General features: G+C 63.1%; 15 protein-coding genes. 12 read left to right on the forward strand and 3 right to left on the reverse strand.

From position 1 onward, the window contains the following. The first annotated feature begins 1 nt into the window (after window position 1). Window positions 2–778, forward strand: a complete 777-nt coding sequence (locus B0E55_RS16585) for an alpha/beta hydrolase family protein (RefSeq protein WP_080910062.1) — start codon at window positions 2–4, stop codon at window positions 776–778. On the opposite strand, the gene B0E55_RS16590 is transcribed toward B0E55_RS16585, so the two are convergent. Beyond that, window positions 770–2,374, reverse strand: a complete 1,605-nt coding sequence (locus B0E55_RS16590; protein ID WP_080910063.1) for an MFS transporter — start codon at window positions 2,372–2,374, stop codon at window positions 770–772. The genes B0E55_RS16585 and B0E55_RS16590 overlap by 9 nt on opposite strands. A 128-nt stretch (window positions 2,375–2,502) precedes the next feature. Here B0E55_RS16590 and B0E55_RS16595 point away from each other — a divergent pair, with 128 nt between their 5' ends. The 5 genes from B0E55_RS16595 (at window position 2,503) to era (ending at window position 7,258) form a co-directional block, all read left to right on the forward strand. Then, window positions 2,503–3,198 (forward strand): TetR/AcrR family transcriptional regulator, encoded by a 696-nt coding sequence (locus B0E55_RS16595; protein ID WP_020908189.1) that lies wholly within the window; start codon window positions 2,503–2,505, stop codon window positions 3,196–3,198. Window positions 3,199–3,310: 112 nt separating this feature from the next. Next, window positions 3,311–4,399 carry a PhoH family protein gene (locus tag B0E55_RS16600; RefSeq protein ID WP_019749020.1) on the forward strand — a complete coding sequence of 363 codons (1,089 nt, stop codon included), beginning with the start codon at window positions 3,311–3,313 and terminating at the stop codon, window positions 4,397–4,399. A gap of 48 nt (window positions 4,400–4,447) precedes the next feature. Then, the gene (gene ybeY / locus B0E55_RS16605; protein WP_080910064.1) at window positions 4,448–4,990 is read left to right on the forward strand and encodes an rRNA maturation RNase YbeY; all 543 of its coding nucleotides are present in this window, start codon (window positions 4,448–4,450) and stop codon (window positions 4,988–4,990) included. Between the two features lie 21 nt (window positions 4,991–5,011). Next, window positions 5,012–6,316, forward strand: coding sequence for a hemolysin family protein (locus tag B0E55_RS16610; protein WP_019749019.1), 1,305 nt, complete (start codon window positions 5,012–5,014; stop codon window positions 6,314–6,316). Between the two features lie 24 nt (window positions 6,317–6,340). Next, window positions 6,341–7,258, forward strand: a complete 918-nt coding sequence (gene era / locus B0E55_RS16615; RefSeq protein ID WP_019749018.1) for a GTPase Era — start codon at window positions 6,341–6,343, stop codon at window positions 7,256–7,258. A gap of 49 nt (window positions 7,259–7,307) precedes the next feature. Here era and B0E55_RS16620 read toward each other — a convergent pair whose 3' ends face one another. Then, entirely contained in the window at window positions 7,308–7,862 is a 555-nt protein-coding gene (locus B0E55_RS16620) for a TetR/AcrR family transcriptional regulator (protein WP_019749017.1), read from the reverse strand. Between the two features lie 4 nt (window positions 7,863–7,866). After that, entirely contained in the window at window positions 7,867–9,285 is a 1,419-nt protein-coding gene (locus tag B0E55_RS16625; RefSeq protein WP_042450174.1) for an amidase, read from the reverse strand. 329 nt (window positions 9,286–9,614) lie between these two features. Between B0E55_RS16625 and kdpF the strand changes: the two genes are divergently transcribed. Genes kdpF through B0E55_RS16655 form a run of 6 tightly spaced genes read left to right on the forward strand, consistent with a single transcriptional unit; the run spans window position 9,615 to window position 17,382 of the window. Next, window positions 9,615–9,713: a K(+)-transporting ATPase subunit F gene (kdpF, locus tag B0E55_RS16630; RefSeq protein WP_007731078.1), complete on the forward strand. Its 99-nt coding sequence runs from the start codon at window positions 9,615–9,617 to the stop codon at window positions 9,711–9,713. Next, on the forward strand, window positions 9,713–11,398 hold the full coding sequence (gene kdpA, locus B0E55_RS16635) for a potassium-transporting ATPase subunit KdpA (RefSeq protein WP_020969964.1): 1,686 nt from the start codon (window positions 9,713–9,715) through the stop codon (window positions 11,396–11,398). The genes kdpF and kdpA overlap by 1 nt, the downstream gene beginning before the upstream one ends. Further along, window positions 11,395–13,500: a potassium-transporting ATPase subunit KdpB gene (gene kdpB, locus B0E55_RS16640; RefSeq protein ID WP_080910065.1), complete on the forward strand. Its 2,106-nt coding sequence runs from the start codon at window positions 11,395–11,397 to the stop codon at window positions 13,498–13,500. The genes kdpA and kdpB overlap by 4 nt, the downstream gene beginning before the upstream one ends. A gap of 6 nt (window positions 13,501–13,506) precedes the next feature. Further along, a complete protein-coding gene (locus B0E55_RS16645; RefSeq protein WP_019749013.1) occupies window positions 13,507–14,157 on the forward strand; it encodes a potassium-transporting ATPase subunit C in 651 nt (216 codons plus the stop codon). A 7-nt stretch (window positions 14,158–14,164) separates the two neighbouring features. Continuing rightward, window positions 14,165–16,705 (forward strand): sensor histidine kinase, encoded by a 2,541-nt coding sequence (locus B0E55_RS16650; protein ID WP_020908184.1) that lies wholly within the window; start codon window positions 14,165–14,167, stop codon window positions 16,703–16,705. Next, entirely contained in the window at window positions 16,702–17,382 is a 681-nt protein-coding gene (locus tag B0E55_RS16655) for a response regulator (protein ID WP_069146814.1), read from the forward strand. Before B0E55_RS16650 ends, B0E55_RS16655 begins: the two co-directional genes overlap by 4 nt. The last annotated feature ends 10 nt before the right edge of the window (window positions 17,383–17,392 follow it).

The raw sequence follows: 17,392 nt of genomic DNA on the forward strand, positions 1-17,392 counted from the left end.
GGTGCCTCGATTCAAGATTCCGTACGGCCGACACGAGCAACAGTTCGGGCATCTCTACGTTCCCGACGAGGCGGCTGACGGCCCGATCCCGATCGTCATGCAGATCCACGGCGGCTTCTGGAGCGGGCAGTACGGATTGAATCTGGGCACCGCATTTGCCGTCGAACTCGCGCGGCACGGCGTCGCAGTGTGGAACATCGAATACCGCCGCCTCGGGGCGGGCGGTGGTTGGCCGGAAATGTCCGCCGACGTGAAAACGGCGTACGACGAAATCCCCGCACTGGTTGCCGCGAAGTCCTCGGCCGAATTCGATCTGAATCAGATTCGCCTGCTCGGGCATTCGGCCGGCGGACATCTTGCAGTGTGGCTGGCGGGAGAGAAGGACACGTTCACCCGGCCTGAACGGGTCATCGCGCAGGCCGCCGCACTCGATCTGGCGTCGGCAGGCGAGCGCGGACGACGGATCAGTTTCATCGAGGATCTGTTCGGCGTTCCGTTCGAAGCGGACCCGGATCTGTATCGCAATGCGTCGCCACAGCATCGACTGCCGATCGGCGTTCCCGTTGTGTGCGTCACGGGTGCGGAGGATCTGCAGGTGCCGGCCAAGGTGAGCTCCTGGTATGCGAAGGCTGCCGAAGCGGCTGGTGATCCCGTGGCACTGCGTGTGATCGAGGGCGAAGGGCACGACGCATTTCTCTCACCCTCGACCGAGTCCTGGCGGGTCTCCCGCGAGTTGGTTCTCGCCGAAGACCCGCTGGCTCCGAGCACGTCAGACTGACACGGGGTCTTCTTGCACAGGGGCCTTCTTGCCCGGCAGGATGAACGCCACGACAACTGCCCCCACGAACAGTGCAAGACCGCCCGCCCAACTGGCCGCCGAAATCGCGTCGGCGTAGGCACTGCCGGCGGCGTCGAGCAACGGCCCTGCCTGAGCTGCAGCCAAGGGGTTGCCTGCCATCTCTTCGGCGACCAACGAAGCGCCGCCGACGGATTCTCCCGACACCTCCATTGCGTACGCGGCCTGTTGCGCCAGCTCACCCGTCAACTGCGGAACCTGCATACCGCTGATGAATCCTGCGATCGAATCCTTGTAGCTCGCAGCGAGGATCGAGCCCAGGATCGCGATTCCCAGAGAGCCGCCGAGTTCGATGGCGGTGTCGTTGAGGCCACCAGCAGCGCCGAGATCGTCCTCGGAGAAGTTGTCCATGATGGCGTCGGTGGCCGGCGGTTCACTCAAGCCGATGCCCAAGCCGAGCAGGATCAGTGGGACAGCGAACATCCAGTAGCCCGAATCGCCGTCTACCTGCGTGAGAATCAGAACACCGACCGCGGCGACGACCATGCCGCCGACGATGGATGCCCGGACGCCGATCAGCGGAGTGATCCGGCCACTGACCACGGCGCCGATCGAAACGGCAATTGCCAAGGGCAGCAGACGAACACCGGTTTCGAGTGCGCCGTAGCCGAGGATGAACTGGAACTGCTGTGAGATGAAGTAGATGGCACCGAAGGCGGCCAGGAAGAGCAGAAGTACGGCGAGTGTCGCGCCGCCGACCATGCGCTGGCCGAGTTTGCGGACGTCGAGCAGTGGCTGCGGGTGACCCAGTTCCCAGACGACGAACGAGACGAGGCCGATCGCAGCGAGCACGGCGGCGCCGATGGGTCCGCCGGTCCACCCGAAGTGGAATCCGTTGATGATCGAGTACACGAGCGAGCCGATGGTGACCACCGAGAGTGCTCCGCCGATCCAGTCGATCCGGCCCAGGTGCTCGGCCTTGCTCGGCGGCACCAGGATTACGGCGGCGACGGCAGCGACTGCGGCGATCGGGACGTTGATCAGGAAAGTGATGCTCCAGGAATGGCTGTCGAGAATCCATCCGGCCAACAGCGGGCCGAGGGCAATCGCCAGACCCGACGTCGCCGCCCACGCCGCGATGGCGCGTGATCGCTCCGCCTTGGGAAAGGTCGCGACCAGAAGCGAAAGCGTCGCGGGCATGATGATCGCGGCGCCGACGCCCATGATCATTCGTGCCGCGATGACGGCGTTGGTGGTGTCCGCGATACTGCCGAAGACGGCGCCGCCGGCGAACACGGCGAGTCCGGCCAGAAGCGCTCCGCGGCGACTGTACTTGTCACCGATCACGCCGAACAGCAACATCAGCGCGGCGTAGGGGACTGTGTAGCCGTCGATGACCCATTGCAGTTGCGTGCTGGTGAGCCCGAGGTCTCTGGTCATGTCCGGCGCCGCGACGATCAGCGCGGTATTCGCCATCACGACGATCAGCAGACTCAGGCACAACACCCCGAGCGCGGCCCATCGCCGTGAGTACGGCTGGTCCATCTCCGAGACAGGTTTGCTCATGAGTGTCGTCATGACGCGACTCCGTTCCTGATGATCGAAGAGACTCCTCGATCTATTTGCACACTGATGTGTAAGTTAATAACTTGCACACCGATGTGCAACTATGATTGACCTAGATCACAGTTGGGCAGTCGAAAGAGGTGGAACGCGCGTTGACGCATTCGGGCACAGTCGTTTCGGGAACTGCCGAATCGGGCGGAAGGCAGCGTCGTAGTCAGGCCGCGGCGAATCGCAATCGCATCATCGAGGCGGCGATCACGGCGTTCGCTGCTGATCCGGATGCGAGTATGGACGACGTCGCAAAGGCTGCCGGTGTGGTCAGGCGAACCGTGTACGCGCATTTCGACAGCCGTGAGGCGCTGATCAACGGCATCGTGGACGAGGCGTCGACCGATCTCGTTGCTGCGCTGAGCCAAGCCGGTGAGCCGCCCGAGCGCCCCGATCTGGCGACTGCCGTACTGGCATTGCTGTCATGGCCGGTCGGTGATCGATTCCGGATGTTGCTCAGTTTTGCTCGCAAAGAGTTGGGGGAGCAGCGGATTCTCGATTTGATGGAGCCCGCGCGCGCCGTGAGTATCAGCGTCGTCGAGCGAGGTCAGCGTGACGGCACCTTCTCGACATACCTGCCGGCTGAGACTCTGGTAGCGATGACCGAGGCGATCACGATCACTTTGTTCGATCAGGCCAACAGTGGGCTCATCACCGACTCTGGCGAATCCTTTGCCGCCGTATGCCTGGTCATCGCGGGTATCAGTCCGGACAGAAGCGCCGAGGTCGTCGCCGAAGCGTCGGAATGGATCCGAGAATCGCTGCCGTCCGGTCGCCGCGAGGATTAGGCCGGGACGATTAACAAGTGGGCCGTGTCCGACTCTGGCGCTAGACTTCGAAGTATCGAGGCTCACGAGTCGAGTGGGCTGATCGGACCAGAAAGCAGGCCATATTCACCACGTGAGTGAACACAGTGAACTCGACGGGAACCGTGTAACCACCATCACCGATCGCGCTCTGCCCGCAGAGCGCACCGTCCGTTCGAGTATGGATCTGGCGCCGGAGACCGTGCGCCAAATCCTGGGGGCGACGGACGAGAATCTCACCGCGATCGAACGTGAGCTTCGTGCCGACATTCACGTACGTGGCGGAACTGTCTCATTGTCGGGGACGGCTGCAGACGTTGCGCTGGCAGAACGTGTGTTCAGTGAATTGGCGTCGCTGGCCGGTCGGGGGCAACCCATCGCACCGGATGCTGTTCGACGAACCATCGGCATGCTCACCAACGAGGTCGGCGAGTCTCCGGCCGAGGTGCTCTCCCTCGACATTCTTTCGCGTCGGGGCAAGACGATTCGGCCCAAGACCCTCAACCAGAAACGCTACGTCGACGCCATCGACGAGAACACCATCGTGTTCGGAGTCGGCCCGGCCGGCACCGGCAAGACCTACCTCGCCATGGCCAAGGCCGTTCAGGCGTTGCAGGCCAAGCAGGTCTCTCGGATCATCTTGACCAGGCCGGCAGTCGAGGCAGGCGAGCGACTGGGCTTTCTGCCCGGCACGCTGCACGAGAAGATCGATCCGTATCTGCGCCCGCTGCACGACGCATTGCACGACATGATGGATCCCGAGGCGATTCCGAAGTTGATGCAGGCCGGAGTCATCGAGGTCGCTCCGCTCGCTTACATGCGCGGCCGGACGCTCAACGATGCCTTCATCATCTTGGACGAAGCGCAGAACACCACGGCCGAGCAGATGAAGATGTTCCTGACCCGTCTCGGGTTCGGTTCCAAGATCGTGGTCACCGGAGACGTGACCCAGGTCGATCTACCTGGTGGGGCCCGTTCGGGTCTGCGTGCGGCATCCGAAATCCTCACCGGGATCGACGATATTCATTTCGCCACCCTCGACAGCAGTGACGTCGTACGTCATCGGCTGGTCTCCCACATCGTCGACGCTTACGAGCGTCACGAATCGGATCGGTCCGGCGAGTTAGCGGTCGGAAACCGGGCGCAGCGCCGCGCTGCACATGCTCATTCACCGCGACGGTAGGCTGATCGACGCATCAACCCCTACTTTTCCCAGGAAAGAGCGTCGCACATGAGCATCGAGGTCTCGAACGAATCGGGCATGGACATCTCCGAACCGGAGTTGATCAGCGTTGCCCGTTTCGTGATCGCTCGGATGGATGTCCATCCGGCGGCCGAGCTGTCGATGGTTCTCGTCGACTCCGCGACGATGGCGGATCTGCACGTTCGCTGGATGGACCTGCCGGGCCCGACCGACGTCATGTCATTCCCGATGGACGAACTCGAGCCGGGTGGCCGTCCTGATTCCCCGGAGCCGGGACCGTCGATGCTCGGTGACATCGTGTTGTGTCCGTCTTTTGCCGCGGATCAGGCTGACAAGGCCGGGCATTCACTGGCTCACGAACTTGCCCTCCTGACCGTCCACGGTGTGTTGCACCTCCTCGGCTACGACCATGCGGAGCCGGAAGAGGAGAAGGAGATGTTCGGCTTGCAGAACAGCCTCCTCGAAGGGTGGTACGAAGACCTTCGCCGTATCGACCGCGAAGCAGCACTGGCCGAACGCGATCAGAAGCTGCTCGGTAAGACCGGTTTCGTCGACGGAGTGGACCGATAACAGTTATCCGGGGGTTCTGTAGTGAGTAGCGCCATAGCGCTCTTTGTTCTGGCGATTGCTCTTGTCCCGGTCGGTGGTGTCTTCGCGGCCGTCGACTCGGCGCTCAATACCATTTCGTCGGCACGCATCGACGAGATGGCAAAGGAAGAGCGAGCCGGCGCCGCGCGCGTGCAGCGCATTCTGACCGATCGTCCGCGATACGTGAATCTGATGGTCCTGCTTCGCATTTTGTGCGAGATCACGGCCACCGTCGTACTAGTTGGCGGTCTGATCGACATCCTCTCGTTGGGCTGGGCGCTGACCGTCACCGCGGTGATCATGGTTCTCGTCTCGTACGTGGTCATCGGCGTCGGACCGAGAACGCTTGGGCGCCAACATGCGTACTCCATCGCGATGGCCGCGTCGTTGCCACTGCTGTGGATCGGTGTTCTGCTCGGGCCGATCAGTCGCGTCCTGATCCTCGTGGGTAACGCCTTGACTCCGGGTAAGGGCTTCCGCAACGGTCCGTTCGCTTCGGAAATCGAGTTGCGTGAACTCGTGGACATGGCGCAGGAACGCGGTGTCGTCGCCGACGAAGAACGCCGAATGATCCAGTCCGTCTTCGAACTCGGAGACACGTCGGCACGCGAGGTGATGGTGCCTCGCACCGACATGGTGTGGATCGAAAATGACAAGAATGCCGGACAGGCGACGTCGTTGGCCGTGCGCAGTGGTCACTCGCGCTTGCCGGTCATCGGGGAGAACGTCGACGACGTGCTCGGTGTCGTCTACCTCAAGGATCTGGTCAAGCAGACCTACCACCTGCCCGACGGCGGCCGGAACGTCAACGTCTGCGACGTCATGCGGCCGGCGGTCTTCGTTCCCGACTCGAAGCCACTCGACAGCTTGCTGGCCGAGATGCAGCGCGACCGCAATCACATGGCGATCCTTGTCGACGAGTACGGCGGAATCGCCGGGCTGGTCACGATCGAGGACGTCATCGAAGAGATCGTCGGTGAGATCGCTGACGAGTACGACGAGGACGAGACGCCGCCCATCGAGGATCTCGGCGATGGAATGTTCCGCGTATCCGCGAGGCTTCCCATCGAAGACCTCGGCGAATTGTTCGATCTCGAACTCGAACTCGACGAGGTGGAGACCGTCGGCGGGTTGATCGGATACGTACTCGGCCGAGTTCCGCTTCCTGGTTCCGAGGTGGAATACGACGGTTTGATCCTGCGCGGTGAGGGAACCAACACGGGCCGAGGCCGGGTACGCATCAGCACGGTGTTCGTGCAGCGCATCCCGCGGTCCGAAGACGAAGAGACAGAAGACACCGATGACTGAGCGAGTGTTCAGCGAGGAGCAGTTATGAGCAAGAACGAATTCCGGTCAGGCTTCGTGTGTTTCGTGGGTCGACCCAATACGGGTAAGTCCACGCTGACCAATGCGTTGGTCGGCAGCAAGATCGCGATCACGTCCTCGCGCCCGCAGACGACGCGCCACACGATTCGAGGCATCGTTCACCGCGAGCATGCGCAGCTGATCCTGGTGGACACCCCTGGACTGCACAAGCCGCGCACATTGCTCGGGCAGCGCCTCAACGACCTGGTTCGTGACACGTACTCCGAGGTCGACGTCATCTGCCTGTGCATCCCGGCCGACGAGGCCATCGGGCCCGGAGACCGCTGGATCGTGCAGCAGATCCGTCAGATGGCGCCCAAGACCAAGCTGGTCGGCATCGTCACCAAGATCGACAAGGTCAGCCGCGACGCCGTCGGAAAGCAGTTGCTTGCGCTGTCCACCTTGCTCGGTCCCGAATCCGAGGTCGTTCCGGTGTCCGCGAAGTCGGGCGAACAGGTCGAGATCCTGGTCGACGTCCTCGCCGGTCTGATGGACGAGGGCCCGGCCTTCTACCCGGACGGTGAATTGACGGACGAGCCCGAAGAGGTGCTCATGGCCGAACTCATCCGTGAGGCTGCGCTCGAGGGTCTCGGTGAGGAATTGCCGCACTCCCTGGCCGTGGTGATCGAGGAGGTCATCCCGCGCGAAGGACGCACCGAGAAGCAGGGCGAGATGCTGGACGTCCACGCGTTGCTCTACGTCGAGCGGCCCAGCCAGAAGGGCATCGTCATCGGTAAGGGCGGAGCGCGTCTGCGGGAAGTCGGTACCAGTGCGCGCCTGCAGATCGAGAAGCTGCTCGGTGTGCGGATCTTCCTGGAGTTGCACGTCAAGGTCGCCAAGGACTGGCAGCGCGACCCGAAGCAGCTCGGCCGGTTGGGCTTCTAGGGCCTCCGGCCCCGTGAGCGGTTAGGGAGTCCAGGGACTGCCTAACCACTCACAGGGGCCGTAGGACCCTGAGGATCGCCGCGCCGATGTCCTGCTCGTCGACGCCGGTGGCCAGGCGTCGGAGTTGGAGTCCAGTGATGACGGCAACGAGCGTCGATGCAATCGATTCGGGATCCGGTACGCCGAGTGCCGTCAGAATCGTGACGGTCAAATCGTCGTAGGCGGCAAAGCATTCGACCGCCACTTCATGGAGTTCGTGGTCGCGGCCGGCGGCGATGTACATCTCGAACGGCGCGATCCGCTCGGCCGAGAACGAAAGATCTCGCGTCACCTTCTCAGCTATTGCCGCGGCATCCTCGACGCTGAGACCTTTGTCGCGGTACTCCTCGGCCAAGGCGCGCAGGCGCGTCGTCTCGTCTGTCACGAAACGAGACAGAGCAGCGCGGAGCATGTCCGACTGGCTCGCGAAGTGATACGTGATCGATCCGAGTGAGACGCCGGCCTGCGCGGCGATGCGCCGGTTGCTCACACCCGGGATGCCGTCGGTACCGACGACGTGCAGAACGGCATCGAGTATTCGCTCGCGAACGTCCCGGTTACTCATCGGGTCACCACCACGGCTCGGGGCGGATCTGATCCCAACGCAGGACCGATTCCAATTGTGAAGCGAGGGAGACCAACAGAGGTTCGGTGTTCTCGTTGCCCATCAACTGCGCACCGATGGGCAGGCCGGCCTTGCTGAATCCGGCCGGCACGTTGACCGAGGGCCAGCCGAGGACGTTCCACGGCCACGCGTACGGGCAGGCGCCGGTCATGACCTTGTCGGTGTCCCAGCCACCGATGCCGTCGATCGCGGTCGCCATGATCGGTGGAGTTGCCGTCGTGGGTGCCAGGACGACGTCGTAGGTGTCGAAGATCGCTCCGATCCGCTTTCGCATCCGCGGTTCGGCCGCGCGGGCCGCGCGCAGTGGCGCACCACGAAGTAGCTTGCCGTTCTGTGCATTTCCGCGTGTTCTGGCATCGACCAGTGTCGGGTCGGGAACGCGTCCGAGCCAGTCGTGGACCCCGACGAGTGAGCGGGGCAGAAAGTTCAGGCCGAAGATCAGGCCGTATGCGGGATCGTCGACGACGACGTGGTGTCCGAGTTCCCGCAGCGTGTCGGCGATCGAATGAACCGCCAGGCGCACTTCCGGGTCCAGCTTCACAGGAGTGGCGGTGAACGGATTACGAAGGGAAAGAGCGATTTTCAGTTTTCCGGGGTCGCGTCCCACCGCGTCGCTGACGGTGACAGGTGTCGGCTTGTGGAGATCGCCGTCATGGTTGCCGGCAGCGACGTCGAGCAACAGTGCCGCGTCGGCGACGGTGCGAGCGAGCGGGCCGTTGACCGTCAGGCCGTAGAAGGCTTCGGCGTCGGGCCAGGTGGAGATGCGCCCGCGCTGCGGCTTGATTCCGACGAGGTTGGTCCAGGCCGCGGGGATTCGGATGGAACCGGCTCCATCGGAACCGATTCCGGCGCTGACCAATCCGGCAGCGACGGCCGCGGCGGTGCCGCCCGACGATCCGCCTGGAGTATGGTGACGCGACCACGGATTGCGCGTGTAGCCGAAGGCTGAGCCGCTCGTGAGCGGCCACTGGCCCAGTTCCGGGCTGTTGGTCTTGCCCACGATCACTGCGCCGGCGTCGCGGAGGCGTCGAACCATCTCCGAGTCCTCGGTCTTGGCCGGGAAATCGCCAGGGCAACCGAAGGCGGTGGGTTCGCCGGTGATGTCGACGTCGTCCTTCACTGCGATCGGCACGCCGAGAAGAGGTAGGCGCTCGCCGAGTGCGAGCCGCCTGTCGGCCTCGGCAGCTTCCTCGAGTGCCTTCTCGCGCCGCACGATCTTGAACGCATTGAGGTGAGGCTGAGTGGCCTCGATCCGGCTCAGCGTTGCCTCCGTGGCCGCGACGGACGAGGTAGCACCCGAAGCCAGACTTGCAACCTGGTCGACAAGGCCGGGGGCGAGATCGTGGTCGGTTCGAGAAGTCATCAGGTTCCCTTCGCAAAACTGTTCGTTCGAACGAACAGTAACTTGTTTCAGTATTAGCGAACCTGGGTTCCGCGTCAAGATCGCGTCAAGACGCCAGGTCAGTGCGTAAGTGGATCGTCAGAGACGCGGAATCGGCCTCTCTGGAGGTCGAAGCTGAGAGAGCGCATCCGGTCGAGGGCGACCGAGCGTCATGGCTGCGATGCACAGCAGCACGGCAAAAGATTTCGAAGAGGGAAGCTCATGGCCGATCTGGCCTACGTTGCTCTGATTCTCGGTGGTTTTCTCGTGTGCGCGCTGGTGCTGCGCGCCCTACAGGCGAGCGCTCCCAAATGACGGTTGCCGGTGTGGTCAGCGTGGTTCTGATCGCCGTCGCCGCGGCATTGGTCATTTATCTGCTCGTTGCACTCGTAGATCCTGAGAGGTTCTGATGTCGCCCGCTCTTGCTGCCGGCCTGCAGATCGCTTTTGTCCTCGCCGTTCTGGCAATTGCCTACGTTCCGGTGGGCGACTACATGGCACGCGTTTACACGTCGACGCGAGATCTGCGGGTCGAGAGTGTGATCTACCGCGTCGGCCGGATCGACTCGCGGGCCGAGCAGACGTGGTACGGCTACGCCGCAAGCGTTCTCGGATTCTCGTTGGCGAGCGCATTGTTCTTGTACTTTCTCCAACGGATTCAGGGTGTACTACCGCTGAGTGACGGACTGTCCGGCGTCAGCCCTGCCGTTGCCTTCAACACCGCGATTTCTTTTGTGGCGAACACGAACTGGCAGTCGTACACGCCGGAAACGACGATGAGCAACTTCGTTCAGCCCGTCGGCCTGGCGGTGCAGAACTTCGTCTCTGCCGCAGTCGGGATGGCGGTGGCCATCGCATTGGTTCGTGGCTTCATTCGGGTTGCCCGGGGCGGCGAAATCGGCAACTTCTGGGTCGATCTGACGCGTGGTTCTCTGCGCATCCTCCTCCCGTTCTCCTTCGTGATCGCCCTGATCCTGTTGAGCCAGGGAGTGATCCAGTCGTTCCACAGCGGTTTCGCCTCCACCGGCCTCGACGGCAATGCGGTGACCAATGCACTAGCTCCCGTCGCGTCCCAGGAAGCGATCAAGGAACTCGGCACGAACGGCGGCGGGATCTTGGCTGCCAACTCGGCGCACCCGTTCGAGAACCCCACCCCGCTGAGCAATATCGTCGAGATTCTGGCGATCCTGTTGATTCCGGTCTGCCTCACACGAACATTCGGAACTCTCGTCGGTGATCGTAGGCAAGGCCTCACCCTGCTCGCAGTGATGGGAATCCTGTGGAGCGGACTGCTCGCGGTGACGCTCGCTGCCGAATCCGGCGCACGCGGTGTTGCCGCCACAGCAGCTGGTTCGATGATGGAGGGCAAGGAAGTTCGCTTCGGAATCCCCGGATCGGCATTGTTCGCGGTGGCGACCACGGGAACGTCGACGGGTGCGGTGAACTCGGCCCACGACAGCATGTCGCCCCTCGGCGGCGGCGCGGTCCTGCTCAACATGTTGCTCGGCGAAATCGCGCCGGGCGGAGTCGGAACCGGCCTCTACGGGATTCTTGTGCTGGCGCTGATCGCAGTGTTCGTCGGCGGACTGTTGGTCGGTCGCACGCCCGAATACCTCGGCAAGAAGTTGGGTCGACGCGAGATAACCCTTGCAGCGCTGTCGATCCTGGTCATGCCCGCACTGGTCCTGATCGGTACCGCCATCACCGTGATCCTCGGTTCGACCACCGGTTATCAAGGCAACGGGGGAGATCCGGGCACGCCGGGATCGATCCACGGGTTCAGCGAGGTGCTCTACGCTTTCGCTTCCGCCTCGAACAACAACGGCAGCGCGTTCGGCGGTCTGACCGTCACCAGCGACTGGTTCCAGTCGTCTCTCGGAATCTGCATGCTTCTGGGCCGATTCCTGCCCATCATCTTCGTTCTCGCTCTGGCCGGTGCGCTGGCCTCTCAGAAGAAGGTGGCGCCGACGGCCGGCACCCTCCCCACATCCGGTCCGATGTTCACCGGCCTGTTGACCGGAACCGTCGTTCTTGTTGCTGCACTTACATTCTTCCCGGCCCTCGCGCTGGGCCCGCTAGCGGAGGCTCTTCAATGACCGTGCGTATCAGTGAGAAACCCGTGGTAGCGCAAGACGCTGCCGACAAGGTTGATCCAGGGCAGTCCCGTCAAGTACACGCAGGCGTATTCAACCCGCGGCAGATGATCACCGCGTTGCCGGGGGCCGTACGCAAACTCGATCCACGCCACTTGGCGCGTAACCCGGTCATGTTCGTGGTGTTCGTCGGTTCCGTCATCACCACCGTCATGGCGATCGCCGATCCCTCGGTGTTCTCCTGGGTGATCACCCTGTGGCTCTGGTTCACGGTGATCTTCGCGAACCTCGCCGAATCCGTGGCCGAAGGGCGAGGCAAGGCTCAGGCGGCCAGCCTGCGCAAGGTCAAGCAGGACACCACAGCACATCGGATCACGATGAGCGGCGCGATCGAATCGGTTTCCGGCACCGAACTGGTGGTCGGCGACCGGGTGATCGTGGTTGCCGGCGAGGTCATCCCCGGCGACGGCGACGTGGTCGAAGGTATTGCCTCCGTGGATGAATCGGCGATCACCGGTGAATCCGCCCCGGTAGTCCGTGAATCCGGTGGCGACCGCTGCGCCGTCACCGGTGGTACGACGGTTCTCTCCGACCGGATCGTCGTGGAAATCACCGCAGCACCGGGCAGTTCGTTCGTGGACCGGATGATCGCGCTCGTCGAAGGCGCCTCGCGTCAGAAGACACCCAACGAGATTGCGCTCAACATCCTGCTCGCGTCGTTGACGGTCATCTTCCTCCTCGCCGTCGTAGCCATCGGCCCGATGGGCTTGTACGCGGGGCACGAGCAGGATCCGATCAAGCTGATCGCACTCCTCGTCTGCCTGATCCCGACGACCATCGGAGCGCTGCTCTCGGCAATCGGTATCGCGGGCATGGATCGCCTCGTCCAGCGCAACGTTCTCGCGATGTCGGGGCGTGCCGTGGAAGCTGCGGGCGACATCGACACCCTGTTGATGGACAAGACCGGAACCATCACCTTCGGCAACCGCCGGGCGACCGCGCTCCACCCGGCACCCGGCGTATCCGCCGACGATCTTGCTGCGGCAGCGCGCTTGTCGAGCCTGGCTGACGGAACTCCCGAGGGACGGAGCATCGTCGAGTTGTGCGCAGCAGAGTTCTCTCTCGCGGCCGAACCGACGCTCGACGAGGAACGCGCCGAGTTCGTTCCCTTCACGGCACAAACGCGGATGAGCGGACTCGACCACTCCGGACGCCAAATCCGAAAGGGTGCAGCAGATGCGGTGATGCACTGGGTCGTCAGTGGCGGTGGACATGCAGAGACCGCGGTGACCGATACCGTGAACGACATCGCCCAAGCCGGCGGAACACCACTGGTAGTTGCCGTCAAGCACGGTGAGAGCACCTCGATCCTCGGCGTGATCGCGTTGTCCGACGTCGTCAAGCCGGGAATGGCTGACAGGTTCGCCGAACTCCGGGCGATGGGTATTCGCACGATCATGATCACCGGCGACAATCCGTTGACTGCGAAGGCGATTGCCGATGAGGCGGGCGTCGACGACTTCATGGCGGAGGCCACCCCGGAAGACAAACTGGCCCTGATCCGGAAGGAGCAGGAAGGCGGACGTCTCGTCGCGATGACCGGTGACGGGACCAATGATGCGCCCGCCCTTGCCCAGGCGGATGTCGGGGTCGCGATGAACACGGGAACCTCGGCAGCCAAAGAGGCCGGGAACATGGTCGATCTCGATTCCGATCCCACCAAGTTGATCGAGGTAGTGGAAATCGGCAAGCAATTGCTGATCACCCGCGGCGCCTTGACCACATTCTCGTTGGCGAACGACCTGGCGAAATACTTCGCAATCCTGCCGGCATTGTTCAGCGGCATCTACCCGCCGCTGGACGCGTTGAACATCATGCGGCTCGCCACCCCCGAATCGGCGATCGTCTCAGCCGTGATCTTCAACGCCTTGGTGATCATCGGGTTGATTCCGTTGGCGCTCAAGGGTGTTCGATACCGACCGTCGACAGCATCGCAGTTGCTCGGACGTAACCTGCTCGTCTACGGTCTCGGCGGTGTGATCACACCGTTCGTCGGTATCTGGTTGATCGATCTCGTCGTGCGTTTGATTCCTGGAATTGGGTGACCTGACATGCGTTTCACTATCGGTTTTGCCAAACAGGTATGGGCGGGTTTGCTCGTATTACTTGCACTCACGGTCGTTCTCGGTGTGATCTATCCCGCCGCGGTGTGGGGGGTCAGCCGGATCAGCTCCGGATCTGCCGAAGGCTCACCGGTCACTGATGCCGCCGGTTGCGTGGTCGGCAGTGCCTGGGTGGGTGTTGATCCGCAGGTTGCCGAAGGGCAGCAGGACCCGTTCTTCCACAACCGCGTTGTCGGATCCGTTTCGGACGAGGATCCTTTTGCCACCGGTGATCCCGCTGCGGCACTGCCGTCCAACCAGGGGCCGAGCAGCGAGATTCTGGCCGGATTCATCATCGAGCGCCGGGCAGCCATCGCGGCACGTGAGGGCGTCGACCCGGCATCGGTTCCCGTCGACGCAGTCACCGGTTCGGGCTCGGGTATCGATCCCCACATCAGTCCGGCGTACGCCGAGCTGCAGGTCGCGAGGGTGGCGGCGAACAACGGCATCTCGGAAGACCAGGTGCGGGACTTGGTGGCTGAGCACACCGACGGTCGGCAACTCGGATTTCTCGGAGCCGAGCGAGTCAACGTCCTGGAATTGAACCTGGCACTCGGATTGACGGCACCTACGTGTGCTGCGCCGACGACTGGTGGATGATTGTCACGTGAGTTCTTCGGAGAAGGTCGGTCAATCTTTCGGTAGGGCACGCAAACGTGGTGAATTGCGTATCTACCTCGGCGCTGCCCCCGGCGTCGGAAAGACCTTCGCGATGCTCGGTGAGGCTCATCGACGTCGAGATCGTGGCTGTGACGTGGTCGCGGCCGTTGTGGAGACACACGGCCGCGCCCGCACGGCGGCGCAGATCGGTGACCTCGAGATCATTCCGCCGAAGCTGGTGGACTATCGCGGAACACGGATGCCGGAACTGGACGTCGAGGCCGTGTTGGCTCGGCGGCCGGCCCTCGTCCTCGTGGACGAGTTGGCACACACCAACACGCCGGGGAGTAAGAATCACAAGCGCTGGCAGGACGTGCAGGAACTGCTCGAAGCCGGGATCGACGTCCTGTCCACGGTCAACGTGCAACACCTCGAAAGCCTCAACGACGTTGTCGCGCACATCACCGGCGTGGTTCAGCAGGAGACGGTTCCGGACGCGATAGTGCGTAGTGCGGCGCAGGTCGAGCTGGTCGACATCACTCCGGAGGCGCTGCGCCGCAGACTTTCTCACGGCAACGTGTATTCGCCGGAGCGTGTCGATGCGGCATTGGGTAACTACTTCAGACGCGGAAACCTCACGGCGCTACGCGAACTGGCTCTGCTGTGGGTGGCCGATCAGGTGGACGCCGCCCTGGCGAAGTACCGGGCCGAGAACAAGATCACCGATACCTGGGAGGCGCGCGAGCGTGTCGTCGTTGCCGTGACCGGGGGACCGGAGTCGGAAACGCTGGTACGACGCGCATCCCGTATCGCGTCGAAATCGAGTGCCGAACTGATGGTGGTCCACGTCGTACGCGGTGACGGACTCACCGGCGTCTCGGCCCCGGAAATGGGCAAGGTGCGCGCGTTGGCCGTCGGGGTCGGCGCCACGCTTCACACCGTTGTCGGTGACGACGTACCGTCGACGCTTCTCGAATTCGCCCGCGAGGAGAACGCCACACAGTTGGTTCTGGGAACGTCTCGACGTTCTCGGCTGGCGCGCATCCTCGACGAGGGGATCGGCGCCGCGGTGGTTCAGCAGTCCGGCGGCATCGACGTTCACATGGTCACCCATGAGGAAACGACCGTCCGTCGGCGGATCTCGTTGTTCGGCCGATCCGAGTACCGCTTGCTGTCGTGGATTGCGGCAGTGGTGGTTCCGACGGCTGCAGCCGGACTCATGGGTCTGATCGACCGGATCTCCGGCGTGCAGGGCGAAAATGCGTTGTTCTTCGTGGTGGTGGTTCTGGTCGCGCTGCTCGGTGGTGTCGGGCCGGCAATGCTGTCTGCTCTGTTATCGGGACTGCTGCTCAATTACTTCTTCACCGACCCCAGATACAGCTTCACGATCGCCGAACCCGACAACTTCATCACGACGGTGGTGCTGCTGATAGTGGCTGTGGCAGTGGCCGTTCTGGTGGACGCTGCCGCCAAAAAGGCTCGGGAAGCGAAGCGTGCTTCGGAGGAAGCGGAACTTCTGACACTGTTTGCGGGGTCGGTTCTCCGCGGTGCTGACCTGTCCACGCTGCTCGAGAAAGCTCGCGAAATCTACCGTCAACGTGGGGTTTCGGTGGTGCATCATGAGGATGGCGTAGTCGCGGCCGTGGGTGCAGAACCGCCGGCACGTGAAGCTGACGCGGATTCCGTATGCGAGGTAAACGACGGCGAATACGCACTGATGCTGTCGGGGCCGGAGTTGAGTGCGCGTGATCGTCGGGTGTTGACCGTTGTCGCGCACCAGGCGGTCGGCATGATCCGTCAGGACAAGCTCACGGTCGAAGCGAGCAAGGCGGCTGCATTGACCGAGGCTGATCAACTGCGCCGAGCATTGCTTTCGGCTGTGAGCCATGACCTTCGGACACCGCTTGCCGGCGTGAAGGCTGCTGTGTCGAGCTTGCGCAGCGACGACATCGAGTTCTCACCTGAGGACACGGCAGAACTACTGGCCACCATCGAGGAGTCTGCGGATCAGTTGACCGCGCTGGTCGGCAACCTTCTTGATTCGTCCAGACTGGCTGCGGGAGTGGTCAAGCCGACGTTGCGGGCGGTGTACCTCGACGAAGTTGTTCACCGGGCGTTGCTTGGATTAGGCATCGGCGGCCGGTCGGACTCCCGGTCCCACAGTGTGATCGTCGACGTGGGTACTGTTGCCGTGCAGGCCGATCAGGGTTTGCTCGAGAGAGTGATCGCCAACCTCGTCGACAACGCATTGCGGTACGGCGGCACAACACCGGTGCGAGTGGGAGCAGCACGCGTCGGAGACCGCACCGTCATCACCGTCGCAGATACCGGCCCCGGTGTACCCCGTGGTGAAGCCGAATCGATGTTCGAGCCGTTCCAGCGGATGGGAGATCGCGACAACACCGGCGGAGTGGGCCTCGGGCTGTCCGTGGTGCGCGGATTTGTCGACGCGATGGGCGGAACGGTCAGTGCCACCGACACTCCGGGCGGTGGGTTGACGATGATGGTCGAACTGGCCGGTGCAGGAACGAATGGAAGCGAGTCATGAGCCGGATACTGGTTGTCGACGACGAACCGCAGATCTTGCGGGCACTACGCATCAACCTCACTGTGCGTGGATATGACGTGGTGACGGCGTCCACCGGAGCAGGGGCCCTGCGCGCTGCAGCGGAACGGCCGCCGGACGTGGTGATTCTCGATCTCGGACTGCCGGACATGGACGGCACCGAAGTACTTGCAGGCCTGCGTGGCTGGTGCACGGCGCCGGTCATCGTGCTGTCGGCGCGCACCGACTCCGCGGACAAAGTCGAGGCCCTCGATGCCGGTGCCGACGATTACGTCACCAAGCCCTTCGGGATGGACGAGTTTCTGGCCCGCGTGCGCGCAGCGGCGAGGCGTGGAACCTCGGCGGCCGATACCTCGGAACCGTCGGTCGAGACCGCGTCGTTCACGGTGGACTTGGCTGCCAAAACGGTGAGTCGGCGCGGTGAACAGGTGCACCTGACTCCGACCGAGTGGGGCATGCTCGAGATGCTTGTGCGCAACCGCGGAAAGCTGGTCGGGCAGAAGGAATTGCTTCGGGAGGTGTGGGGACCGGCCTACGACACCGAGACTCACTATCTGCGTGTCTACCTGGCTCAACTTCGTCGCAAGCTCGAGGACGACCCGGCCAGCCCCAAGCATCTGATCACCGAGGCGGGGATGGGTTATCGATTCGTGGTGTGAGAAACCAGGT

The sequence above is a fragment of the Rhodococcus sp. 66b genome (genome assembly GCF_002076325.1).
Taxonomy (GTDB): domain Bacteria; phylum Actinomycetota; class Actinomycetes; order Mycobacteriales; family Mycobacteriaceae; genus Rhodococcus_F; species Rhodococcus_F erythropolis.